Source organism: Bradyrhizobium agreste, from assembly GCF_016031625.1.
In the GTDB taxonomy this organism is placed as follows: domain Bacteria; phylum Pseudomonadota; class Alphaproteobacteria; order Rhizobiales; family Xanthobacteraceae; genus Bradyrhizobium; species Bradyrhizobium agreste.
The window spans coordinates 1-21,200 of sequence record NZ_JACCHP010000004.1 but is presented as its reverse complement, the minus strand read 5'-3'; the positions used below and the strand labels follow the sequence as shown (position 1 = coordinate 21,200).

The window sequence follows — 21,200 nt, the reverse complement described above, 5'->3', positions numbered from 1 at the left end:
CCTCCCATTGCTAGATTGCATTTTTTATTTCTAGTCTTGCATACAATTCATCTATGAACTGCATGCTGTATGTTTTGTCAAGCATATGGTATGGAACTGCAGGATCGGGTGTATACAATGAGCCAGGCCTTCAGACTGAAGCAGTCGATCGAAGACGCTGTGATTGCAGGGGAATTTCAGCCCGGCGATCGCTTGGACGAAGCCTCGCTGGCGGAGCGATTCGGGGTGTCGCGGACGCCCATCCGCGAGGCGCTGCTGCAGCTCGGGGCCGAAGGCTTCATCGATGTCCGCCCGCGGCGCGGCGCCATCGTCAGCGTCCCGTCACCGACCCGGCTGTTCGAGATGTTCGAGACCATGGCGGAGATCGAAAGCGCCTGCGGGCGCCTGGCCGCGCGGCGGCTGACGCCGGACAATGATGCGGCGATGGAAGCTGCGCATCGGGCCTGCGAGACGGCCGCGCGAAACGGCGACAGTGAGCAGTATTACGCCGACAACCGCAACTTCCATGAAGCGATCTACCGCGCCAGCCGCAACAGCTTCCTGGCCGATCAGGCCTTCGCCTTGCACAAGCGCTTGAGCGCTTATCGCCGCATCCAGCTGCGGGCGCGCAACCGGCTGCTGCAATCGCTGCAGGAGCATGCCGGCATCCTCCAAGCGATCCGCGCCGGCGACGAGCAATTGGCTGCAACGCGTCTTCACGATCACGTGCTGGTGCAGGGCGAACGGTTCTCGGACATGGTCCTGGGCCTTTCACGCGCCGGCCAGTCTCCTGCGGAAAGCAGGAGGGAGACTGCGAAATAGACGTGGCCGCTCGCTGGCCGCTTGCATCTTGAGCGGCACGCATCTGCTCTCCGGGAGCGGAGCGGACATGCCGCAGCGTTCACCGTTGAAACAGCACGACCTTCATCTAGATATTTCTTCGGTTGCAGAGCGTGGCTTCACAGCCGCTCGTTTGCTTACGGGAAAGGATGATGATGGACATGAGAGGCGTCATCGTTGCCGCCGCGCTGTTGGGAATGGTCAATGTGCTCCAGGCCAAAGAGGCCGACACGCCTCGCGGCGAGGTGCGGAGCTCGGCCGAGCCCGCCCGGCAGCTTGCGACCAGCTCAGTTGGAGCGCCTCGCAGCAATGCCGAGAAATCCGGCCCCGCTGAGCGCAGGAGCCGGGAGTTTTCGCCCGAACGTCTCATCCCGGACACCTGCAGGGGATGCTGATCGGCCTTGGCCGATCAGCGTTCTTCTTCCCGCTTGCCTAATGTAACGTCGCGAGGTGGGCATCATCGAGACGCGCGAACATTTTTGCCTTGAGGCGCTGCAGCGCGCGCTGCTCGATCTGCCGGACGCGCTCGCGCGAGATGCCGAACTTGACGGCGAGCGCGTCCAGCGTCTGGTGCGGCTCGTCGAGATATCGCGCTTCCACGATGCTGCGCTCCCGCGGTGACAGCGCCGCGAGTGCATCCGCGAGGGCAGCTTTGGTGCGTTTACGATCGGCGGCTTCCAGCAGCAGACTCTCTGGATCGGGCGAGGGGTCCACCAGCCGGTCCTGCCATTCGTCGCCTTCCGTCTCGACGCTGAGCGGCACGTTGAGTGAGATGTCGCCGCGCAGCCGGCCGTTCATCTCGACCACATCGGCTTCTCTCACGTCGAGATGGCTCGCGATATAGGTCAGCTGATCCGTCCGAAGATCGCTGTCCTCCGCTACGCCAAGCCTGTTCTTCAGCTTGCGCAGGTTGAAGAACAGCTTCTTCTGCGCAGCCGTGGTACCCAGCTTGACCAGCGACCATGATCGCAGGATGTATTCCTGGACCGATGCCTTCATCCACCAGGAGGCATAGGTCGCTAGTCGAAAGCCTTTCTCGGGATCGAACCGCTTCACCGCCAGCATCAGCCCGACATTGGCTTCCGAGATGAGGTCGGCGATGGCCAGGCCATAGCGGCGATAGCGGAGGGCGATCTTGGCCGCGAGCCGCAAATGGCTCGTCACCAGCCGATAGGCGGCCTCCCGATCGCCGCAATCCCGCAATCGCCTAGCATATTCGGCTTCCTCCGATGCCTCGAGCAGCGGAAACCGATGGATCTCCTTGAGATAGCGGGATAGTCCGGCTTCGGAGTGAAGCGCAGGAAGCCATGAGGCAAGCAACATCGTGCCAGGTTTCATGTCCAAATCCTCGATAGAGCAAGATGGTTGACCACCGCGAACCTGATCCGCCGAGCCCGATCATGGCACCCAGGCGCCTCAGGCCGGTGGGCGCCACTAGAATTTGGAAACGGCCCGAATGTTCCAGCGTGACGTGACTGAAATCGGCGATGGCCGGATTCCTTCTCCGCTGCAGACAGGCTCTTGAAACGCGAAGCCTTCATTCCAATCTGGTCCACGCACGCCGATGAGGCTGCATCCGTGTTTGGTTCGTGGGATGGACGACTATCGCGATCTCGTCAGCGCGGCTCTCGCGCTGTTTTGCGCCGGATTGATGTTGGTGGCCGGCCAGCTCTTGATCGAATGGCACGCCAGAAAGACCGATTCCGGCGCCTTGATCGAGGCGCCGAAGCACGAAGGCGCGCCGCTCATCTCGAACCGTTCGCCGCTCGACAGGAAGATGATCGAACTTCCCGCCGAGATCGGGCGCAAGCGCGCGTGAGGGGACCGAGCCCTAGATCGCCCGTAGTCCTTCCTTGGGCATTTCCCGGATCAACGCATCGATGTCGCTCTGCTCGAGCGTCTCCTTCTCGAGCAGCTTCTTTGCGGCGCGGTCAAGGATCGGGCGTCGGGTGGTCAGGATGCCCTGGGTGCGCTGGAAGACCTGGTCGACGATGGCTTTCACCTCGTGGTCGACCGCGGCGGCGGTCTCTTCGGCATAGTCGCGCTCGCGCGTCGCATAGGCGCGGTCGGCGCCGGCAAGGAAGTTGCCGGGATCGCGTTCATAGGCGATGCTGCCCAGCCGCTCCGACATGCCGTAGCGAGTGACCATGCTGCGGGCGATGTCGGTGACGCGGCGCAGATCGTCCGCCGCACCTGTCGACAAGTGCCCGAATACGATGAGCTCCGCGGCGCGGCCGCCGAGCAGCACCGCCATCTTGTTCTCCAGTTCCTCCTTGGTCATCAGGAAGCGGTCCTCGATCGGCCGCTGGATGGTGTAGCCGAGCGCACCGACGCCGCGCGGGATGATCGAGACCTTGTGCACGGGATCGGTCCCCGGCAGTGAGAGCGCGACGAGGGCGTGCCCCATCTCGTGATAGGCGACGATCTCGCGTTCCCTGGGATTGAGCAGGCGGTTGCGCTTCTCCAGCCCTGCGACCATGCGCTCGACGGCATTGTTGAAATCCCGCATGGTCACCGCCTCGGCGCCGCGGCGCGTTGCCAGCAGCGCGGCTTCGTTGACGAGGTTGGCGAGATCCGCCCCGGTGAAACCAGGGGTGAGCGCGGCAACCGCGTCTGCGTCGACGTTCTCGGCGAGGCGCACCTTCTTCATGTGCACCTTGAGGATTTCGATGCGGCCCTTCTTGTCGGGCCGGTCGACCAGCACCTGACGGTCGAAGCGGCCGGCCCGGAGCAGGGCAGGATCGAGGATCTCGGGCCGGTTGGTGGCGGCGAGGATGACGAGCCCCGAGCGCGAATCGAAGCCGTCGAGCTCGACGAGCAGCTGGTTGAGGGTCTGCTCCTTTTCGTCATGGCCGCCGGCGAACGGGCCGATGCCGCGGGCCCGGCCGAGCGCATCGAGCTCGTCGATGAAGATGATGGCCGGCGCCTTTTCGGGCGCCTGCTTGAACAGGTCCCGCACCCGCGCCGCGCCGACGCCGACGAACATCTCGACGAACTCCGAGCCGGAGATCGAGAAGAACGGCACTTTCGCCTCGCCGGCCACGGCCTTGGCCAGCAAGGTCTTGCCGGTGCCCGGCGGCCCCACCAGCAGCACGCCTTTCGGCATGCGGCCGCCGAGGCGGCCGTAATCGGTCGGATTCTTGAGGAAATCGACGACCTCGCGCAGCTCGTCCTTGGCCTCGTCCACACCGGCGACGTCGGCAAAAGTGACGCCGGTGTCGGATTCGACGTAGATCTTAGCCTTGCTCTTGCCGATCGCCATCAGCCCGCCGCCGATTCCGCCGCCTTCGGCCATGCGGCGGCCGATGTACCACCAGACGCCCAAGAACAGCAGCACCGGCATGACCCACGACAACAGGTCGCGCAGAAACGTGCTCTCGATCTGCCCGGTGAAGCGGACGTTGTACTTCTCGAGCTCCTGCGCGACGTCCTGGTCGACACGCGTGGTGACGAATTGCTTCTGGCCGCCGGGCAGCGCTTCCTTCAGCGTGCCCTGCAAGGTGCGGTCGGAGATGCCGACCGTTTCGACTTTTCCTTGGCGCAGCAATTGCTGATATTCGCTGTAGGGGATCACGGCGATCTGGTGCGCGGCCGAGATCAGATACTGGATCAGGAAGACCGCGAAGATCGCAGCGATGGCATATCCGACATTGAAACGGGCGTTCTTGTTCATGCGAAGACCAGATCCGATCGTGTCAGGCGGGCCGGGCTAACGTCGAGGCGCATCTTGGCGCGCTCGGGCCCGGTGCGCGTCCGGACCTGCATCTTACGGGCAAAACGTCTCCTGCTGCCCTCGGTTCCAGCCGTGCCGGGCAGCGATAAGGCCCGGTTGCAGGCCGGGCCTTAGCTGAGCTCACCAGGGATACCAGTACGGGTACGCCGCCGGATAATACCGGACCGTCCGATAATATCGGGGCCCGTAATAATATCCCGGCGGACCATAGACCGGCTCATAATAGACCGGAGGTGCAGCCGCGGCGGCGAGTGCTCCGGTGAACAGGCCGAGCGCGACGGCCGGACCGATGCTCGGACCGCCCCAGTGATGATGGCCCCGCCAATGGGCCGAAGCCGGCGCAACCGTTCCGATGAGGAGCGTTGCTACCGCGGCGATTGCAAGAGCAAGCTTTCTCATGTGACGTCCCTCAGATACGTGCCCGCGTAGCGCGCGGGCTGCTCGATCCTCTGCATGAGTTTCGTTTCGCCGGGCACATGGCCCGGCAGTGCCTGGAATCTAGGATTGGCGAAGACGGCTTCAAGTCTCGGGCCGCGGCTCGGACGCTTCGTCGCAGCGCTTCGGCGGGGCGGCATCATCCAGCCTCACAGCAGCTGCTTCAACGCCTTGGCATCGGCCGGAGCTGCGCTCTTCTGGTCGTTGTCGAAATAGACGTAGACGTCGCAGCCCTGCCGCTTCCACGACTTGATGCGCTTGGCCCATTGCGCCAGCGTGGCCCTGGTGTAGTGCCCGTGATAGCGCCCGCCCGGCCCGTGTCCGCGCACATAGACGAAATCCGCCGTGCGCTTCCACGGCGCCGGCGCATCGTGATGGTCGGACAGGCACAGCGAGATGTTCTCCTCGGAGAGCATCCGCAGGATGCGCGGCTGATACCAGCTCGGATGGCGGAATTCGAAGCTGTAGCGGCGTTTCCGCGACAGCAGCTTGAAGAACGAGGCGAGCCGGTCCGCGTTCGCCTCGAATTGCGGCGGCAGCTGGAATAGGATCGGGCCGGCCTTGCCGCCGAGCCTGGAGATGCGGTCCTCGAGCAGCTCGAGGCTGTTGACGGAGCGGTCCGACAGGCGCTTCCAGTGCGTGATGAACTTGGACGCCTTCCAGGCGAACACGAAGTCGCGCCCGGTCTGCTCCCGCCATCCCGTCACCGCCTCCGGCGTCGGGGTGCGGTAGAACACGCCGTTCAGCTCCGTGGTGTCGAACTGCCCGGCATAGTAGCGAAGCTGCTGCTTCAGCGTCACGCCCTCGGGGAAGAACGGGCCGCGCCAGGAGGCGTAGTGCCAGCCCGAAGTTCCGATCAGAACGCGCGCCATGTCTCAGGTGCCATCCGTTGCCAGTGTGCCGGAGGGAACGTCCGTGCGGCCGATACGTTTCTCGTCAGCATCAACGCAAGGACCGGAACCGATGTACGCGCTGTTCGAAGGCAACAAGCAGATCGGCAATCCCTTTCCGACCGAGAAGGAAGTGTGGGAAGCCGCCTTGATCGAGGGGCTCGTGACCGATGTCCCGGTCGCGGACGAGGAGGGCGGCCACATTCTGCCTGCCGGCTATCACGTCGAGCGCGTGGACGAGACATTCGCGCCGCATCCGGATTGGAAGCTGCCGCCGGAAATCTCCTGAGCTAATTCGACGCCAGCGCCGCCTTGGCGACTTCGGCCATCCAGCGCGAGGCCACGGGCAGGATCGCGTCGTTGAAATCGTAGCGCGGGCCGTGCAGCTCGGCGCCGTCGCGCAACTCGCCATTGCCGATCCAGACGAAGGCGCCGGGCCGCTGCTGCAGATAATGGGCAAAATCCTCGCCGGCCATGCTGGGCGCGAGATCGCGCCGCACCGGCGCCTGCACCTTCTCCGCAGCGATGCGGGCGAGGTCGGCCTCATCAGGCGTGTTGATCACGACGCCGACGCCCCAGACGATCTCGGGCGTGACCTTGACGCCGAAGCTGGTCGCGATTCCGGCGCAGGTGCGCTCGATGCCGTCGAGGATGATGTCCTTGACCGCCTCGCGATGGTAGCGCAGCGTGCCGCGGATGGTGACGCGTCCGGCGATCTGGTTCGGCGCGGTGCCGCCTTCGATCGTGCACAGCGACAGCACGGCGGTGTCGAGCGGATCGATGCTGCGCGAGGCGATTGATTGCAGCGCGACGATGAGGTGCCCGGCCGCCACCACCGGATCGCGCGTCAGATGCGGCATGCCGGCGTGCCCGGCGTGGCCCTCGATGGTGATGGTAATGCGCCCGCCGGAGGCCATCACGACGCCGTCGTGCACGGCGATGGTGCCGGCGGCAAGGCCCGGCCAGTTGTGGAAGCCGAATATCCGCTCCATCGGGAAACGGTCGAACAGCCCGGCCGCGACCATCGCGCGCGAGCCGCCAAAACCTTCCTCGGCCGGCTGGAAGATGAAATCGACCGTGCCGCTCCAATCGGCATCAGTGGCGAGCAGCGCTGCGGCGCCCAGCAGCGAGGCGGTATGGCCGTCATGGCCGCACGCATGCATCACGCCCGATCTCTGCGAAGCGTAGGGCAGGCCGGTATCCTCGGTGATCGGCAGCGCATCCATGTCGGCGCGCAGGCCGACCCGCCTTTGCGCATGACCGCGCGTCAAGGTCGCGACGATTCCGTGCCCGCCGATATTGGCCTCGAAGGGAATGCCGAGCTCGGTGAGCTTGTCCTGCACGAAGGCGGCGGTCTCCTTCTCCTGCAGCGACAGTTCGGGATGCGCATGTAGGTGCCGGCGCCACGCGGTCAGTTTCTGGTGCAGTTCGGGGGACAAGGCGGGGGATCTTTCGCAAGGTGTCGGTTGCCGTCACCATAAAGGATTATCGGCGCCATGCACCCCGCGCCTTGGAATGCCTCGCGTGCAAGCAAAGCGTGCTCCTCTTTCTGTCATTCCGGGGCGCGCCTCTTGGCGCGAACCCGGAATCCATTGCCCAACTCGCTCCGACGCCCAATGGATTCCGGGCTCGCGACTTCGTCGCGCCCCGGAATGACAGTCGTCGGCATCACGCCAGCTTCGCCAGCCCCTTCCAATCGAACCCGATCCCATGCCCGGGCCGGTCAGGCGCCAGCGCCAGCCCGTCCTTCAGCACCAGCGGATGCTCGATGTATTTGTCGAGCCCGAACCCATGCGCCTCCAGATAAGAGCGGTTCGGGCAGGCCGCGAGCAGGTGCACGGTGATGTCGTGCGCACCATGGCTCGTCACCGGCAGGTTGAACGCCTCCGCCAGCCGCGCGATCTTCATGAACGCGCTGACGCCGCCGCAATTGGTGACGTCGGGCTCGGGATAGGACACCGCGCCGGATACGATGTAGTTCTTGAACTCCCACAGCGAGCGCAGATTCTCGCCCGCCGCGATCGGCACGCCGCCGGCCTGCATGATGCGCACATGGCCGGCGACGTCATCGGGAATGATCGGCTCCTCCAGCCAGGTGAGGTCGTAAGGAACGAAAGCGCGCGCGGCGCGGATCGCCTCCTCGACCGTCCATTTCATGTTGGCATCCGCCATCAGCGGAAAGCCGTCGCCGAGATGCTGCCGCATCGCGGAGATGCGCGCGACATCCGACTTGAGGTCGGGCCTGCCGACCTTCATCTTGATGGCACGAAACCCTTTGGCGAGATTGCCGTCGGTCTGCTTGAGCAGCGCATCGACGGAGAGATCGAGGTCGATGCCGCCGGCATAGCAAGGCACCCGTGCATCGAAGCCGCCCAACAATCGATACAGCGGCAGTTTCGCGCGCCGCGCCTTCAAATCCCACAGCGCGATGTCGAGCGCCGAGAGCGCCAGCACCGCCGGCCCGCCGCGGCCGCCATAATGCAGCCCCCACCAGACCTGATGCCAGAGGGCTTCGGTATCGTCGGCCTCGCGCCCTTCGACCAGCGGCGGGATCTCGCGCTTGAGAATGTCGGCCACAGCCCCGCCATTGCGCCCGACCGTATAGGTGTAGCCGACGCCCTCGGCGCCATCGGCATCGCGGATGCGGCAGGTGATCAGCTCGAACGCCGTCATGTCGCCATGCGTGGAGTCCGACAGCGTGATGGGGAGGGGGATCCGGTAGAATCCGGTCTCGGTCGTTGCGATGCGCGGCATGGTGCCTCCCTATATTTTCTTCTTGTAGGATGGGTAGAGCGAAGCGAAACCCATCATCTTCGTCTTTGCAAGGAACGATGGGTTTCGCTGCGCTCTACCCATCCTACGCACTGGCATTGTAGATGCGCCAGGCCTCTGTGCAACGCGGAACAAGCCGCGGGTGATCCCGCTTACCGCTTGGTGGCGATATAATTGATGTTGATCGAGGCCCGCTGCGGCGGCGTTCGCCACACCGACATTTCGAGCGTATCGCCGTTGCCGGCGCCGACACGCCAGCTCGCCAGACGGTGATTGTCGTCGTTAGAGGGCTTGTCGATCCGCTCGCGGGCCTTCAATGACGTTTCGATCAACCCGGGCAGCGCATCGGCCGAGACGCCGACGGCCGACACCGTGCAGCTCACGCTCGGACCATCGTCAGGCCCTGCGAAATAAGCCGACATGCTGCCGAGCCTCTCGCCCCGCCTGATCAGCTTCGCCATGTAGAGAATGTCGATGTTTGCCCGACGTTCCATCTCGGCCGTGATCGGGCCGCCGTCACTGACAAAGCCGAGGCCTGCTGCGATGCGCTCGACCTGGCTGGGTCTCGCCGGCTTGGGCGCGCAGATCTTCGTGAAGAGGTCGACCAGCAAGGCGCTGTTGTCCTCTTCGGCACGAGCTGCGCCCGCAAGCGCTAGCAGCGCAAGTCCCGCGAGCGCGAACCGAGCCATGCGGCTCACCGCATCGTCGCCAGTTGCACCGCCAGCGCGCAAGCGCGGTCGTATTCGTCGAGATTGATCCATTCGTCGACCGTGTGTGCCTCGTTCTGACCGGCACCGAAGGTCACGGTCGGAATGCCGTGGCGGACCATCCAGTTGGCGTCCAAGCCGCCATTGGCGGCGCGCACGTTCGGGGTCCCGCCGAGCGCAGACACCGCCTCGATCGCGCGTTTGACCACCGGAAGGTTCTCCTTCATGCGGAACGGATAATAATCGGTCTCGGCCTTGAACTTGACCTTGCCGGACTTGCCTTGCGCGTTCGTCACCTTCTTCGCCGCCTTCTCGAACGCGGCCTTGTAGGCCTTGGTGATCTCCTTGAAGAACTTTCCGTCATGGCTGCGGCACTCGCCGCGCACATGGACGTAGTCGGTGACGACGTTGGTGGCATCGCCCGCCGGGCGGCCTTCGCCGCCGGTGACGGGGCCGACATTGCTGGTGCCTTGCTTCTTGCCCTTCACCACCTTGCCGAACCAGCCGCCGGCCTTCACGTCCGCAAGCGCGAGCGCCATGATCATGGTCGCGGAGATGCCGCGCTCGGGGGCGACGCCGGCATGGGAAGCGCGGCCGAAGATCTCGACGGTCCAGCGGTCGGCGCCGACGGCCCCGATCACGACGTTGGAGGCCGAGCCGCCGTCGTAGTTGAACGCCATCACCGGCTTGCCGAGCTCGTCGAGCTTGACGTGCCGCGCGCCGTAGAGCCCGCTCTCCTCGCGGACGCAAAACAACAGCGTGATCGGCGGATGATCGAGCTTCTGCTTTGCGAGCTCGGCGGCCAGCGTCACCAGCACGCCGCAGCCGCAGCGATTGTCGCCGCCGAGCGCGGTCCTGGCCTCGTTGACGATCTTGCGCCCGGACAGCTTTGGCTTGGCGCCGGCGCACAGCGGCACGGTGTCCATGTGGGTCATGAACATGATCCGCGGCTGATTGTGCAGCGCGCCGCGGCCGGGCAGGTCGACGATGAGGTTGCCGGTCTCGGTCGGCAGCGGAATCCGCGTGTTGGCGTCGTCGAGCCGGATCGCCTTCGCCGGCACGCCGCTCTCCTTCAGCGCGGCCGTGAGCTCCCGCCCGATCGCCGCCTCCTGTCCGGTGACGCCCTCGACGGCGAGGAAGCGCATGAGACGATCGGTGGCGGCTTTGGTGTCGACAGGCATGGAGTTGAATTCCCTTGAGGCGCGAACGCGTAGGATGGGTAGAGCGCAGCGAAACCCATCACTTCCCGGCAAGAACGATGGGTTTCGCTTCGCTCTACCCATCCTACGAACGCGACGTCGTGTAAGTCAAAAAGATCACCACGCCAAGCGCCAGCGCCGCGGCCATGAACAGCAGCACGGCCGGCAGGCCTGCGAGCGCCGCCACCGCGCCGGTGACGGACTGCATCAGTGCGGTGCCGAGAAAGAAGGCGAGATTGACGGCCGCGAGTGCTTTCCCTGCGACCTGCGCATCGACGAGTTGCCTGGACATGCCGAACAGCAGCGGCTGCGCCGAGGTGAAGAGCCCGATGAGCACGAACAATGCCAGATCGTAGGACGGCGGCATGACGGTCACGCCGAACAGCCATGCAACGGCAAAGTGCGGCGCTCCCAGCGCCATCAGCGCGAGCAGTAGCGCTGCGACCGAGTGCGTGCCGGCGACCAGTTCGCGGCGCCGGCCGAGCCTGCGGTCGATCATGCCGATCAGCAGCGGGCCTGCGATCATCGCCAGCGTGAACGCGCCGAGCTGGTTGCCGGCCTCGACCCGCGTCAGTCCCTTGATCTCCATCAGCCAGGGCCCGCCCCAGAGGCCGCGCAGCACCAGCGTGCTCGCCAGCGACACCAGCGCCAGCGCGATCACGCCGCGCAGCGGCCGCGACAGGCCGAGCCTGACCACATCGATCATCTGCGACAGCGGCGAGGACGAGTCCTTGTGCTCGGCCGGCTGGTGCGGCACCAGCACCAACACCGCGAGCGCGACGAGGATGCCGCCGATCGCGGAGATCCAGAACCCGGCGCGCCAGCCGTAAGTGTCGATCACGAAAGCGAGCGGGCTCGCCGACAGCAGCATGCCGATATTGCCGATCGAGAGGATGGCGCCCGACCACAATCCGAACCGCGCCGCCGACAATTGCTTGGCCGCGAGCGTCATCGGGCACATCAGCATGCCCGAGGTGGCGACGCCGAGCAGCAGCTGCCCGACGGCGAAGCTCGCAGGTCCCGTCGCGAACCCCGAGGCCACCGCGCCGAACACGGTTCCTGCCAAAAGACCGAGCGACACCGGCCGCACGCCGAACCGGTCCATCGCCGCACCGACCGGGATTTGCGAGGCGGCAAAGGCGAAGTGATAGACCGATGTGAGGCTCGCCAGCGCCTGCGGCTCGATGCGGAAATCCGCCGCCATCAGATCGAGGCTCACCGCCGGAATCGTGCGCAGCAGGGTCGAGAGCATGTGGCCGCAGGCGAGCGCGACCAGCGCGAAGATCAGCGCGCGGGTGGCGGTGCCCGCGTCGTCGGCAGCGGTGGTCATGAGCGTCCCGTCCCTAGAAGGTTTTTGCTGGGGTACATGATCGCGGGTGCGGGCGCCAATGGCGGCAGCGGGACCCCCTCATGCCGGAATGTGGCTTCTCCGGATCACGGCACCGGCATGCTCCCGCCGGCAGCCGATCAGGCCGCGGATGGGTATGAACCAGGCCAGCCGCCACGACGTTATGCTTGGGAAAACGTGGTATCCTGCCGAGCAGGAAGCGTTTGATCTGTGGTAGCAGCGGCAATGTCTTCGTCCGAGAGTCCAAGTCAGACGACCAGTGACGCGGCCCGCCGAGAGCGGAGAAGGAGCAATTCCCTCCTGCTCGCCCTCGCGGTTGGATTTCTCGTCTTTGGCGCCGCTGCGGGTGCACTCTACTATGCGTTACGGCCGGACGTTTTGCGGGTCGCGGTTGGGCCGGCCGGCAGCGACGATGCCAAAGTCATTGAGGCGATGGCCGATGCGTTCGCCAGCGAAAGCCGAACGACGAGGCTCACTCTGATCAAGACTGCCGGGGCGGTGGAGGCTCTCGCCCAGCTTGGTGCTGGCAAGGCCGACCTTGCCGTCGGCCGCGGTGATCTGGAAATGCCCGCCGAGGCGCAGACCGTCGCCGTCGTGCGCAAGAACTTCGTCGTGCTCTGGGCGCCCTCCGGGCTTGCGGGCAAGGGCTCCAAACGAAAGCCGTCGCCGAAGATCAAGGAAGTCGCCGATCTCGCCGGGCGTCGCGTCGGCGTGATCGGGCGGACTCCGGTGAACGCCGCGTTGCTGCGCGTCATCCTGAGCGCCTCCGGCGTGCAGGCGGACAAGGTCGCGGTGACGCACTTTGGCACGGACCAGATCGAGGAGCTGGCGCGCGATCCCGCCCTCGATGCATTCATGGCGGTCGGACCGCTCGACAGCAAGATCACGTCGGATGCCGTCGCTGCCACGGCGCGGGCTCGCGGCGAGCCGAAGTTTCTCGCCATCGAGACATCGGAAGCGATCGCCCTGAGGCATCCCCGGTACGAATCGGAGGAAATTCCGCCCAGCGTCTTCAATGCGGACCCGGCCTGGCCGGGAGACAAGGTCGAGACGCTCAGCGTCAGCCATTTGCTCGTGGCGAGAAAGAGCTTATCGGAAACGACGGTCGCGGCCTTCTTCCGGCAGCTCTTTGCCGTTCGCCAGGCGATTGCGCGGCAGGTCCCCGGCGCGACACACATCACCAAGCCCGACCTCGAAAAGGATACCGAGCTGCCGGTGCATCGGGGCGCGGCAGCCGTCATCGATGGCAACGAACGCACCTTTCTCGACCGTTACGGCGATTACTTCTGGTTCGGGCTCCTGCTTCTCTCCGGCATTGGCTCGGCTGCCGCCTGGCTACGCCGCTATTTGAACCGCGACGAAAGGGAGGATAACACCAGCCATCGCAAGAGAATCCTCGACATGGTGTCCAGCGCGCGCACGGCGGAATCCAACCAGGAACTGCTCGCCCTCCAGCGCGAGGCGGATACCATCATCGCTGAAACGCTCGGGTGCTACGATGACGGCGCAATCGAGCAAGAGGAGCTCGCGGCGTTCGGCCTGGTACTGGATCTCTTGAGCAATGCCATTGCCGAAAGGCGAGCCGCGCTGCAACGTCCCGGCTCCGAAACCGTTCGAGGCGTGGTCGCAGGCCAGGGCGCTATCGGGCGCGGATAGCGCGCGGCCGTGTGAATCTGTCATCGCGGGCTCCGCTGCGGCCCGCGATGGCTGCCATCGTCGCGCCGCCCGCTCACGTCTCGTTTTGGGGAGCCTTCCGGTCGCGGACAATAGGAACAAAAGAGACGTCTCGCTCTTAGGTCGGTCAGGAGACCTGCTCATGCTGTCGTCACGACCGCCACGGCCCATTCGGACCACGCTCGATCTCGCGAACGCAAGGCAGGTCAAATCTGTTCGTAGGCGGTTTCGCATCTCCGAGTCCGATCTGGTCAGGATCGTCGACAAGATCGGCAACTCTCTGGCAGCCATAGAGAAGGAAGTGGAGATCGAGAAGTTGGCCGTTCAGCAGTGTCAACCCAAGAGCGGATCCCAAGCCCTCGAATAGATGCAAGTCCCGCCGGAGGAGGAGAATTGCAATGAACAGCCTGATCTATCTCATAGGACTAGTCGTCATCATCGCGGCCATTCTTTCGTTCTTCGGCTTGCGGTGACCGTCCTCGTCCTGCAGGCTGATGTACCGACCCGGTGAAGCAGTCCGCAATCTCGCGAGCAGCACATGGCTGATGCACACCAGGTGAATACCATCATCGCAACGACGGTTTGCGCATTCTTCAACGGGCATCCCGACGCACAAATCGGAATTGAAGAAGCCAAGCTACTGGCAAAGCAGGTCACTGAAGCGTTGAATGCAGCCGGGCTGCAGATTGTCCCCGTGGATCCGGAGATCACGCCAGCTAGCTCCGCCGCTGGGAGCAGATGAACCCCGCTGTAGTCTTTGAACGATTTGGCCGTGCGTGCCGCTCGGGGCCAGGACCGGAAGTTACGTCAGCTTTCGCCGAAGGCGCTAGCTGAGCCTGGCACCTGACCCGATGAAGAGCTCGAGCTCTGTCTCGAAGCCGCCACTGGTTTCAAACTGCTTCAGGCACTCATGAACCTCGCTCCAAGCCTTGGACTTCTCCGTCTCGCTGAGGTCCGCCACGACCGCACGGTATGCCCCGGCGGCTTCCTGCATCAACTGCACAGCGTCGGATGCGCTTGGCAGCCTTAGTCGTGTCCGCACGGTTCTGATTTTAACATCTGCAAGGCCACCGTCCTTCATCACGCGTTCCAACACGCCATCACCCCCTAACGCGAAAATGCCGGGTTGCCCGGGTGCGGGAGGGGACTTGCCGGCATTGCGCAGAAGGATGGCCATCGGCTGCGCCATGAAGGGATTGTTGGCCGGCGTCGCAAAGACCAGTGCCGCGAAACGCGCGCCAGGCTTCAGCACACGTCGGACAGCCTCCAGCGCCTTGGGCGGCGATGGGAAAAGCATCAATCCCAATCGGCAAATCGAGGCGTCGAACGGCGGCTGGGCGTTCAGTTCGTCCGCCGCACATTCCAGGGTTTCGATATTCTGAAGGCCTGCGCGAGCAGCGTTTCGGCGCAGGTTTTCCAGCATGGTGGCCGAAATATCACAGGCTATAACCTTGCCGTTCGGGCCCACACGCATCGCCGTCTGGATGCTCTGGCTTCCGGCACCGCAGGCAAGATCCAGAATTCGCATCCCGGGTCCGATACCGGCCATGTCGATCAGCTCATCAGTGGCGCTGGAAAGACTCTCAGCGAACACGTGCTCCCACTTCGCCCAGCCAGGCGCTGCTGACTCCCACGTTTTGCGAAGCTCGGATTTCAATGAATCGTCGGCCATCGACAGTGCCTCGGAGCCTGCCCCAGCGAAGGCAATATATCGCAGCGGCAACGCAGGCGAAACTCCGATCCTGGGGCAGTATCCGACGATATCCCGCGGAACCTCCACCGTGGCGGCGTGCAGCGAAGCGGGGCGCCAGCTGCGTGTTCGCTATTGCTTCCAACCGATGATGCAGCCCGGCGAATTGAAACGGACCTTTCTCGAACAGGGACTTGCGGACGTAACGGAAAGGCAGCTGATGATGCGCATGGACTAGTCCCTCAGCTGCTCAAGTAACCTTCTCACGTCCTTCAGATCTGGCGTGTCGAACCCCTCAGTGAATCGGGCATAGACTGACGAGAGGAGACGAAGCGCTTCTTCGCGACGCACACGCTCGCTCCAAAGCCGCGCCAGATCCTTCGCCGCACGCACCTCCCAGAGGAGCGCCGAGCGACCACGTGCATCCGCCAATGCAGCCTGGAGCGCGTGCTCAGCGCTCTCGCAATCGCTGGCGTCCAGCGCGAGCTGACAGCGCGCCACAAGGCGGCGCAGCTCGGCGACGCAAAAACCCTCAGCTGTCGCAGAGGCCCGCGCCAAGCCCTGTTTGGCTGCGGCGAGCGCCTCCTCTGCGCGACCGAGCTGCAGGGCAGCCTCCCCGATCAGCCAATAGAAATAGGTTTGGAAGAAGTACGTCCCCATGGCGAGCCGGCGCTCGAAGAAGTCGCGCATGGCCGTCAGCGCCCTCGGATCTCGGTCGTGCTTCACACCGAGCCAGGCATTCAAGATCCGCGCCTCGGGATAGTAGATGTTCATTCCGTGTTGCTCGGCGAGATCGGCCAGGAAATTGGTGCGAGCCTCGAGTTCCTGAGTGTCATCGATTAGCTGGAGCAGGATCAGGCTCCAGTTGTGCGCGTGGCCGATCGCCTGAGGAATGCCCAAGCGGAAGCTGTGCTCGATTGCGGCACGGTTCATGGCGCGGGCGCGATCTGGAAAGCCCATGACCAGTTGCGAAGTGCTAGCTTGGACCAGCCCACATTCGCGCGCATCGTGTCCGCCGAGAGCGACGCAATCGGCAGGATCACGATCGATGTCGTAGAGCGCAAGCCCTATGTCGACGCGGCGGCAAACGGCCGCGAGATCGCCCATGAACAGCCGCGTCGACCAGGCGGCGTGATGCGCATGCAGGGCCCAAGCTGCGCTCCCCTCGCGTGCCGCGTCCTCTAGCAGCCCGTCCGCGATCACCGCGGCCTCGTGCAGATGCGCCCGGGCATTGGCCACACGCCAAATGCCCCATCGGGCACGGCGCCAATTCTCATTGTCGCCGAGCTGCTGCGCTAGCACCGCGGCACGCTCGTAGGTCGCGGAGGTCTCCGCCGCGGCGGGGCCGCGGGTGTTCAGAAGGGCGACGCTGAGGGGGCCCAGCAGGTCGAGTTCGCGCCGCTTGCGCTCGTTCGTATCCGGAAGCTCGCCGAGCAGTCTTGACGCGTTCTGGAGCGCATTCGTCGCCTCGGTCATGGCCGAGCGGTCAAGCGCTGCGAGACCGGCTCGTGTCCAGGCCTCGGCGGCCTGCTCAATCAGACCTGCCTCGGCCAGGTGCTGCGCCAGGATGCCTGGGTGGGCGGCCGCAATCTCCGGAAACCGCTCTTCGATCACCTCGGCGATGCGGCCGTGGATCTGGCGCCGGCGCTCCTTGAGCAGACTGCCGTAGGCGGCATCGCGCACCAGCGCATGCTTGAAGCTGTATGTCGCTGCAGGTGCGAGATCGTGGCGGAAGACCAGTTCTGAGGCCACCAGCTGGTCGAGGGCCGCGAGCAGATCGGGCTCCGGCCGCGAGGTCACGGCAGCGAGCAGCTGGTGGCTAAATTCCCGACCGATGCATGCGGCAACTTGTGCCAACTCTCTCACAGGACCCAGCCGATCGAGGCGGGCCATCAGTGAGTCCTGCAGTGTGTTCGGGATGGCGGGCTGTCGCCACGGGCCGGCCAGCTCGAAGCCGTGATCCGTTGTACGCAATAGGTCCGATTCGAGAATCGTCTTCGTCAGTTCCTCCGTGAACAGCGGAATGCCTTCGGTCCGGGTCAGAATTGCGTCGACGACGGGCGGAGGCAGGCTGCGACCGCGCACAATGCCGTCGATGAGCCTCGTTGTGTCGCCGCGCCCCAAACGGTTGAGCGTCAGGAGTGTGACGTGTGGAAAGCGAGTCCAGGGCGGCGGAAGCTGCGGGCGGAAGGTCCCGAGGAGCAGGACCGGCCAGCGCTGCAGCTGCTCCACGACGGATTCAAACAGCTCTATCGTGGTCGCGTCGAACCAGTGCAGGTCTTCGACCACGATGAGCACGGGTTCTTGCCGGGCTAGACCCTCGAGCTGGGTGATCAAGGCCTGGAACGTCCGCATCTTCTGCTGCTGCGGAGTGAGGTCCTGCACCGGATAGCGCTCGCCGGCTTCGAGGCCCAGGAGCCTGGCGAGATGTGGCGCCGGCTCTCGCGGGTCGGCGACCGCTCTCGCGAGTAGAACTTCGATCTTGTCGAGCCTGGTCTCGGTCGAGTCCTCCGGGCTGAGGCCGGCCGCCCGCACGAGTTGCTGCACCACCGGCCAGAGCGCGTCATTCGCGTGATAGGGCGAGCCATGGTAGCGCAAGCTTACGCGGCGCTCACCCCGCGTCGCCTCACGCAGCGCTTGCACGAGGCGCGACTTGCCGATGCCGGGCTCGCCCGAGAGCAGCACGACTTGACCTTCGCCGGCCTGCGCCAGTTGCCAGCGGCCGAGAAGCAACGCCAGTTCCTGCGCACGGCCGACGAACGGCACCGCCAGGCCATGGTGGGCATCGAAACGGCCCTCGACGGTCGTCTCGCCCTCGACGATATGCGCGCGGATCGGGGCGGCGAAGCCTTTGACCGATTGCGGTCCGAGTTCGGTTAGCTCGAACACTGCACCGAGAAGGCGGCGCGTAGCATCAGCCACGATCACTTTGCCGGGTTCGGCAAGCTCCTGAAGGCGGGCGGCGAGGTTCGGGGTCTCGCCCACCACGGCCTCCTCTTGCGCTGAGCCTTCACCAACGAGGTCCCCGATCACAACTAAACCGGTTGCAATCCCGACCCGGCAGGCCAGCGGCACACCCATCGGCGTGCGGAGCCGGGCCACCGCTGCGGTGATGGCGAGCCCCGAGCGGACGGCCCGCTCCGCTTCATCTTCATGGGCTCTCGGCCAGCCGAAATAAGCCAAGATGCCGTCGCCCATCAGCTTCGCAACGTGGCCCTCGAGCCGCGCGATCTCGCCCGTGACCGCGTTCTGAAACGCCGTGAGAACCTCGCGCATCTCCTCAGGATCGAGGCGGGATGCCAGCGCGGTCGAACCGGCTAGGTCACAGAACATCACCGTGACCTGCCGGCGCTCAGGCGAGCGTCTCCGAGCGGGCAGCGCCAAAGGTTCTCCGCGCCTGTTCGCGGGCCTCGATATGGCCTGCGCTGCTGGTACTTGCGGGCTGGCTGGCAAACATATGGTCAGCGCAGCGCCACAATCGCCGCAGTACTTTTTGTCCGGCGGATTCTCGGCTCCGCAAGCAGAGCAGCGAAGCGGCAGTGGGGCGCCGCAGTCGCCGCAAAACCGCTTCCACTCGGGATTCGCACTGCCGCAGCTCGGGCACTCCATGCGGCACCTATTTTTGGCAACCAGGGAGCCCAGCACAGGAGCTTTCCAAGCTCCTATCGCATCATCCAACACGCAATGAGCAAATTCTACGGCTATTTGGGACGAAACGGGTCTTTGAAGTGCGGCGGAATGACCGCTTCGGGTCAAAGGCTGCCCTCGGCGTCTCAACGATGACTCTCCACTCAGCCCTCGGAAGCGGACCATGCGAGGCCAAGAGGGGAAGTCAGCCACGGGCCCAGAAGCGGAAGTCTGAGTTGCGCCGGATCAGCTCACATTGCGACGTCGAAACAGAGAAGCCGTGCCGAAACGCGCTCGGAGAAAATACCGCCGATAGCGGGCGCCGTACGAAAACCGCAGCCATCGTTCCCGCTGCTTTGCGATTGCCATTCCGTGACGGAAGTAGAGAGCGATGGTCGCGAGAATGGCGATAACGCCAATGATCCAGTGTCCAGACCAGAATAGCGCAATGCTAAAGATCCAAACGACGAAACCCGCAACCAGCCAAAGAAGCCAATAGCCAATATACGAGGGATAATCCGGCATCTTGTTTATCGGCATAATCCCCACCACTCCGTCACTGGACCAAGCTGCAATGCCCACTAACTTAGCTCTAGCACGTCAAACGATGTACCCAAGAAATGGGTAAAGTTCCATACGTTGAACCGCGAACCACCTTACCGTTCGAGGTTGCGGCGCCAGCGGACGTTCAGGCCGATATGATGTAACCGCAAAGGAAGACAGACTCGACTTGGCCACGCGCTTTCCAATAGGCTTCTGCTTTCCAATTACAATTAGCGGGGAGCGAAATGACTGAAAGAATCGATGTCGAGGTTACCGGAAAATCGCAGTTTGAAGTCGCCTACGACATGGCGAGATTCATTCTCATCAATATGGAAGGTCGTCAGGTGAAAAGCATAAAGCGGCAAGAGTTCTTGCATTTGGTAGCTGACTGCATCGAGACCTTGCGCGGCATCAAGGTCAAGCAGATTATCAGCTAAAGGCTTGCAATCGCGCAGCAACCGTCTCCCCGTGGCTGACCTCCGCAGCGGACAACGGAAGCCGCCAACGCCCAAGGGACCTTCGGCTCCGGGCCATATCCCGACCCATGCGCGTGCTGGCTTTCCGCTATCTTGTGTTGAACGGCAGTACTATAGCGGCATCTCGAAACGAGGTTTGCCATGACCTCCAGGCCCTCGATCAGGCGGCTCGGCGCGCCGCTCGTCGCCTTTTTTCTGACCATCTGGCCGTTGGTTGCGCCGGTAGGTGCTGTTGAGGACGCCAGAAAGGTTGGCGTGGTGTCCTTTGGACTGTACGGCGATCAAGGCGTGTTTAGATTCGAGGCGATCGGCGCGGCTCGGGTCGTGGCCAGCCGTTTCGACACTGGCCCGATCAACGTGGAGTACAATTCCAAGAATGGCGGAAGTGCAACAATCGAAGCTCTGACCAAGTCGTTGCAGACGGCAGCCAACCGCTTGGATGCCGAGAAAGATGTTCTTTTTTTGATTCTCACCTCGCATGGCTCTCCTGATGGCCTTGCAATCAAGGCGGGGCGGCTCACAGAAACGCTCACGCCATCTCGCCTCCGCGACATCCTCGCGAAGACAGGTGTGCGACACAAGGTGGTGGTCATCTCGGCTTGTTATTCTGGGATTTTTATCCCGCGTCTGGCAAATCCCGATGTGCTGGTTATCACCGCGGCCGATGCCAAGCATCCATCGTTCGGCTGCCAGGACAAGGCCAAGTGGACTTATTTTGGCGACGCTTTTTTCAATCGCGCGCTCCGGAATGCCATTAGCCTGAAGGAGGCGTTTCTCGCTGCGCGCTCACTCGTCCGGAAGCGAGAATTGCGGGAACATTTCGAGCCGTCGAATCCGCTCATGGCGGGCGGCGCAAACGTGCTGCCGTTGCTTGTCGCACGCCCATGAACTACCGGCTGCGAACGCAGAGGCTAGTGCTTGCGGACGCATCGCCGTTCCGGTCTCCTCCGATAAGCAGGCTGTTTGGCGGTCCGCTCAGACTTCGCATTCGGGCCATTAAGCGACATTGCCAAGTCGAGGCTATCAATTGAACCGCGGGCGTAGGGCGGCGCCGCAGGGCGCGCGGCGCGCTGATATGTGCTAAGCTTTTCTGGCCGGTTAAGCATCGGGAGAGGATTGTGACGCGACGCGAGTTCATCACACTCGTCAGCAGCGCGGCGGCAATCCGACCGCTCGGCGCGCGTGCAGAGCGCCCGCCAGAACGTGTCCTCTATTTCACATACTCGGCCGGCTATCGGCACGACGTCATACCACTTTCCGAAGCAATCCTGACGCAGCTTGGAAGGA

General features: G+C 64.0%; 20 protein-coding genes and 2 pseudogenes. 9 read left to right on the top strand and 13 right to left on the bottom strand.

Annotation, left to right across the window (positions count from 1 at the left end):
- Positions 1-117: 117 nt before the first annotated feature.
- Positions 118-801 carry a GntR family transcriptional regulator gene (locus tag HZZ13_RS06975; RefSeq protein WP_197958911.1) on the top strand — a complete coding sequence of 228 codons (684 nt, stop codon included), beginning with the start codon at positions 118-120 and terminating at the stop codon, positions 799-801.
- A gap of 450 nt (positions 802-1,251) precedes the next feature.
- On the opposite strand, the gene rpoH is transcribed toward HZZ13_RS06975, so the two are convergent.
- On the bottom strand, positions 1,252-2,157 hold the full coding sequence (rpoH, locus tag HZZ13_RS06970; RefSeq protein ID WP_246504333.1) for an RNA polymerase sigma factor RpoH: 906 nt from the start codon (positions 2,155-2,157) through the stop codon (positions 1,252-1,254).
- Positions 2,158-2,413: 256 nt separating this feature from the next.
- Here rpoH and HZZ13_RS06965 point away from each other — a divergent pair, with 256 nt between their 5' ends.
- Positions 2,414-2,638, top strand: coding sequence for a hypothetical protein (locus tag HZZ13_RS06965; protein ID WP_197959190.1), 225 nt, complete (start codon positions 2,414-2,416; stop codon positions 2,636-2,638).
- Between the two features lie 12 nt (positions 2,639-2,650).
- On the opposite strand, the gene ftsH is transcribed toward HZZ13_RS06965, so the two are convergent.
- The 3 genes from ftsH to HZZ13_RS06950 all read right to left on the bottom strand — a co-directional run bounded on the left by ftsH (position 2,651) and on the right by HZZ13_RS06950 (position 5,859).
- Positions 2,651-4,492, bottom strand: a complete 1,842-nt coding sequence (gene ftsH, locus HZZ13_RS06960) for an ATP-dependent zinc metalloprotease FtsH (protein WP_197958910.1) — start codon at positions 4,490-4,492, stop codon at positions 2,651-2,653.
- 180 nt (positions 4,493-4,672) lie between these two features.
- Positions 4,673-4,951 (bottom strand): hypothetical protein, encoded by a 279-nt coding sequence (locus HZZ13_RS06955; RefSeq protein ID WP_197958909.1) that lies wholly within the window; start codon positions 4,949-4,951, stop codon positions 4,673-4,675.
- A 185-nt stretch (positions 4,952-5,136) separates the two neighbouring features.
- The gene (locus HZZ13_RS06950; protein ID WP_197958908.1) at positions 5,137-5,859 is read right to left on the bottom strand and encodes a DUF72 domain-containing protein; all 723 of its coding nucleotides are present in this window, start codon (positions 5,857-5,859) and stop codon (positions 5,137-5,139) included.
- 91 nt (positions 5,860-5,950) lie between these two features.
- Between HZZ13_RS06950 and HZZ13_RS06945 the strand changes: the two genes are divergently transcribed.
- Positions 5,951-6,166, top strand: coding sequence for a hypothetical protein (locus HZZ13_RS06945; RefSeq protein ID WP_197958907.1), 216 nt, complete (start codon positions 5,951-5,953; stop codon positions 6,164-6,166).
- Position 6,167: 1 nt separating this feature from the next.
- Here the strand turns inward: HZZ13_RS06945 and HZZ13_RS06940 are convergent, their stop codons facing one another.
- The 5 genes from HZZ13_RS06940 to HZZ13_RS06920 form a co-directional block, all read right to left on the bottom strand.
- Positions 6,168-7,316, bottom strand: coding sequence for an amidohydrolase (locus HZZ13_RS06940; protein ID WP_197958906.1), 1,149 nt, complete (start codon positions 7,314-7,316; stop codon positions 6,168-6,170).
- 229 nt (positions 7,317-7,545) lie between these two features.
- Positions 7,546-8,631, bottom strand: coding sequence for a mandelate racemase/muconate lactonizing enzyme family protein (locus HZZ13_RS06935; RefSeq protein WP_197958905.1), 1,086 nt, complete (start codon positions 8,629-8,631; stop codon positions 7,546-7,548).
- A 170-nt stretch (positions 8,632-8,801) separates the two neighbouring features.
- Positions 8,802-9,338, bottom strand: coding sequence for a hypothetical protein (locus tag HZZ13_RS06930; protein ID WP_197958904.1), 537 nt, complete (start codon positions 9,336-9,338; stop codon positions 8,802-8,804).
- A gap of 5 nt (positions 9,339-9,343) precedes the next feature.
- Entirely contained in the window at positions 9,344-10,537 is a 1,194-nt protein-coding gene (locus HZZ13_RS06925) for a M20/M25/M40 family metallo-hydrolase (RefSeq protein WP_197958903.1), read from the bottom strand.
- Positions 10,538-10,640: 103 nt separating this feature from the next.
- Positions 10,641-11,885, bottom strand: a complete 1,245-nt coding sequence (locus HZZ13_RS06920) for an MFS transporter (protein WP_197958902.1) — start codon at positions 11,883-11,885, stop codon at positions 10,641-10,643.
- A 243-nt stretch (positions 11,886-12,128) separates the two neighbouring features.
- Between HZZ13_RS06920 and HZZ13_RS06915 the strand changes: the two genes are divergently transcribed.
- The 3 genes from HZZ13_RS06915 to HZZ13_RS06905 all read left to right on the top strand — a co-directional run bounded on the left by HZZ13_RS06915 (position 12,129) and on the right by HZZ13_RS06905 (position 14,319).
- Positions 12,129-13,559 (top strand): TAXI family TRAP transporter solute-binding subunit, encoded by a 1,431-nt coding sequence (locus tag HZZ13_RS06915; RefSeq protein ID WP_197958901.1) that lies wholly within the window; start codon positions 12,129-12,131, stop codon positions 13,557-13,559.
- A gap of 160 nt (positions 13,560-13,719) precedes the next feature.
- Positions 13,720-13,944 (top strand): DUF3606 domain-containing protein, encoded by a 225-nt coding sequence (locus HZZ13_RS06910; protein ID WP_197958900.1) that lies wholly within the window; start codon positions 13,720-13,722, stop codon positions 13,942-13,944.
- Between the two features lie 171 nt (positions 13,945-14,115).
- Positions 14,116-14,319 carry a hypothetical protein gene (locus tag HZZ13_RS06905; protein ID WP_197958899.1) on the top strand — a complete coding sequence of 68 codons (204 nt, stop codon included), beginning with the start codon at positions 14,116-14,118 and terminating at the stop codon, positions 14,317-14,319.
- 84 nt (positions 14,320-14,403) lie between these two features.
- Here HZZ13_RS06905 and HZZ13_RS06900 read toward each other — a convergent pair whose 3' ends face one another.
- Positions 14,404-15,249, bottom strand: coding sequence for a class I SAM-dependent methyltransferase (locus tag HZZ13_RS06900; protein WP_197958898.1), 846 nt, complete (start codon positions 15,247-15,249; stop codon positions 14,404-14,406).
- 103 nt (positions 15,250-15,352) lie between these two features.
- On the opposite strand from HZZ13_RS06900, the pseudogene HZZ13_RS36705 reads away from it, so the two are divergent.
- Positions 15,353-15,502, top strand: a pseudogene (locus tag HZZ13_RS36705) (SAM-dependent methyltransferase); the annotation flags it as partial.
- On the opposite strand, the gene HZZ13_RS06895 reads toward HZZ13_RS36705, so the two are convergent.
- The 3 genes and pseudogenes from HZZ13_RS06895 to HZZ13_RS06890 all read right to left on the bottom strand — a co-directional run bounded on the left by HZZ13_RS06895 (position 15,502) and on the right by HZZ13_RS06890 (position 19,419).
- Positions 15,502-18,651 carry an AAA family ATPase gene (locus HZZ13_RS06895; RefSeq protein WP_246504332.1) on the bottom strand — a complete coding sequence of 1,050 codons (3,150 nt, stop codon included), beginning with the start codon at positions 18,649-18,651 and terminating at the stop codon, positions 15,502-15,504. The pseudogene HZZ13_RS36705 and the gene HZZ13_RS06895 overlap by 1 nt on opposite strands.
- A 99-nt stretch (positions 18,652-18,750) precedes the next feature.
- A pseudogene (locus HZZ13_RS37605) lies at positions 18,751-18,876 on the bottom strand (double zinc ribbon domain-containing protein); the annotation flags it as partial.
- Between the two features lie 264 nt (positions 18,877-19,140).
- The gene (locus tag HZZ13_RS06890; protein ID WP_197958896.1) at positions 19,141-19,419 is read right to left on the bottom strand and encodes a hypothetical protein; all 279 of its coding nucleotides are present in this window, start codon (positions 19,417-19,419) and stop codon (positions 19,141-19,143) included.
- A 263-nt stretch (positions 19,420-19,682) separates the two neighbouring features.
- Between HZZ13_RS06890 and HZZ13_RS06885 the strand changes: the two genes are divergently transcribed.
- Both HZZ13_RS06885 and HZZ13_RS06880 read left to right on the top strand, forming a co-directional pair.
- Positions 19,683-19,874 carry a hypothetical protein gene (locus HZZ13_RS06885; protein WP_197958895.1) on the top strand — a complete coding sequence of 64 codons (192 nt, stop codon included), beginning with the start codon at positions 19,683-19,685 and terminating at the stop codon, positions 19,872-19,874.
- Between the two features lie 180 nt (positions 19,875-20,054).
- Positions 20,055-20,801, top strand: coding sequence for a C13 family peptidase (locus tag HZZ13_RS06880; protein WP_197958894.1), 747 nt, complete (start codon positions 20,055-20,057; stop codon positions 20,799-20,801).
- Positions 20,802-21,200: the final 399 nt, after the last annotated feature.

Excerpts from the sequence above, each read along its gene's own strand:
- rpoH (WP_246504333.1), bottom strand. The coding sequence starts at position 2,157 with ATGAAACCTGGCACGATGTTGCTTGCCTCATGGCTTCCTGCGCTTCAC.
- HZZ13_RS06930 (WP_197958904.1), bottom strand. The coding sequence starts at position 9,338 with ATGGCTCGGTTCGCGCTCGCGGGACTTGCGCTGCTAGCGCTTGCGGGC.
- HZZ13_RS06880 (WP_197958894.1), top strand. The coding sequence starts at position 20,055 with ATGACCTCCAGGCCCTCGATCAGGCGGCTCGGCGCGCCGCTCGTCGCC.
- HZZ13_RS06965 (WP_197959190.1), top strand. The coding sequence starts at position 2,414 with ATGGACGACTATCGCGATCTCGTCAGCGCGGCTCTCGCGCTGTTTTGC.
- HZZ13_RS06955 (WP_197958909.1), bottom strand. The coding sequence starts at position 4,951 with ATGAGAAAGCTTGCTCTTGCAATCGCCGCGGTAGCAACGCTCCTCATC.
- HZZ13_RS06890 (WP_197958896.1), bottom strand. The coding sequence starts at position 19,419 with ATGCCGGATTATCCCTCGTATATTGGCTATTGGCTTCTTTGGCTGGTT.
- HZZ13_RS06975 (WP_197958911.1), top strand. The coding sequence starts at position 118 with ATGAGCCAGGCCTTCAGACTGAAGCAGTCGATCGAAGACGCTGTGATT.
- HZZ13_RS06935 (WP_197958905.1), bottom strand. The coding sequence starts at position 8,631 with ATGCCGCGCATCGCAACGACCGAGACCGGATTCTACCGGATCCCCCTC.
- HZZ13_RS06900 (WP_197958898.1), bottom strand. The coding sequence starts at position 15,249 with ATGGCCGACGATTCATTGAAATCCGAGCTTCGCAAAACGTGGGAGTCA.
- HZZ13_RS06905 (WP_197958899.1), top strand. The coding sequence starts at position 14,116 with ATGGCTGATGCACACCAGGTGAATACCATCATCGCAACGACGGTTTGC.
- HZZ13_RS06945 (WP_197958907.1), top strand. The coding sequence starts at position 5,951 with ATGTACGCGCTGTTCGAAGGCAACAAGCAGATCGGCAATCCCTTTCCG.
- ftsH (WP_197958910.1), bottom strand. The coding sequence starts at position 4,492 with ATGAACAAGAACGCCCGTTTCAATGTCGGATATGCCATCGCTGCGATC.
- HZZ13_RS06885 (WP_197958895.1), top strand. The coding sequence starts at position 19,683 with ATGACTGAAAGAATCGATGTCGAGGTTACCGGAAAATCGCAGTTTGAA.
- HZZ13_RS06915 (WP_197958901.1), top strand. The coding sequence starts at position 12,129 with ATGTCTTCGTCCGAGAGTCCAAGTCAGACGACCAGTGACGCGGCCCGC.
- HZZ13_RS06950 (WP_197958908.1), bottom strand. The coding sequence starts at position 5,859 with ATGGCGCGCGTTCTGATCGGAACTTCGGGCTGGCACTACGCCTCCTGG.
- HZZ13_RS06920 (WP_197958902.1), bottom strand. The coding sequence starts at position 11,885 with ATGACCACCGCTGCCGACGACGCGGGCACCGCCACCCGCGCGCTGATC.
- HZZ13_RS06910 (WP_197958900.1), top strand. The coding sequence starts at position 13,720 with ATGCTGTCGTCACGACCGCCACGGCCCATTCGGACCACGCTCGATCTC.
- HZZ13_RS06925 (WP_197958903.1), bottom strand. The coding sequence starts at position 10,537 with ATGCCTGTCGACACCAAAGCCGCCACCGATCGTCTCATGCGCTTCCTC.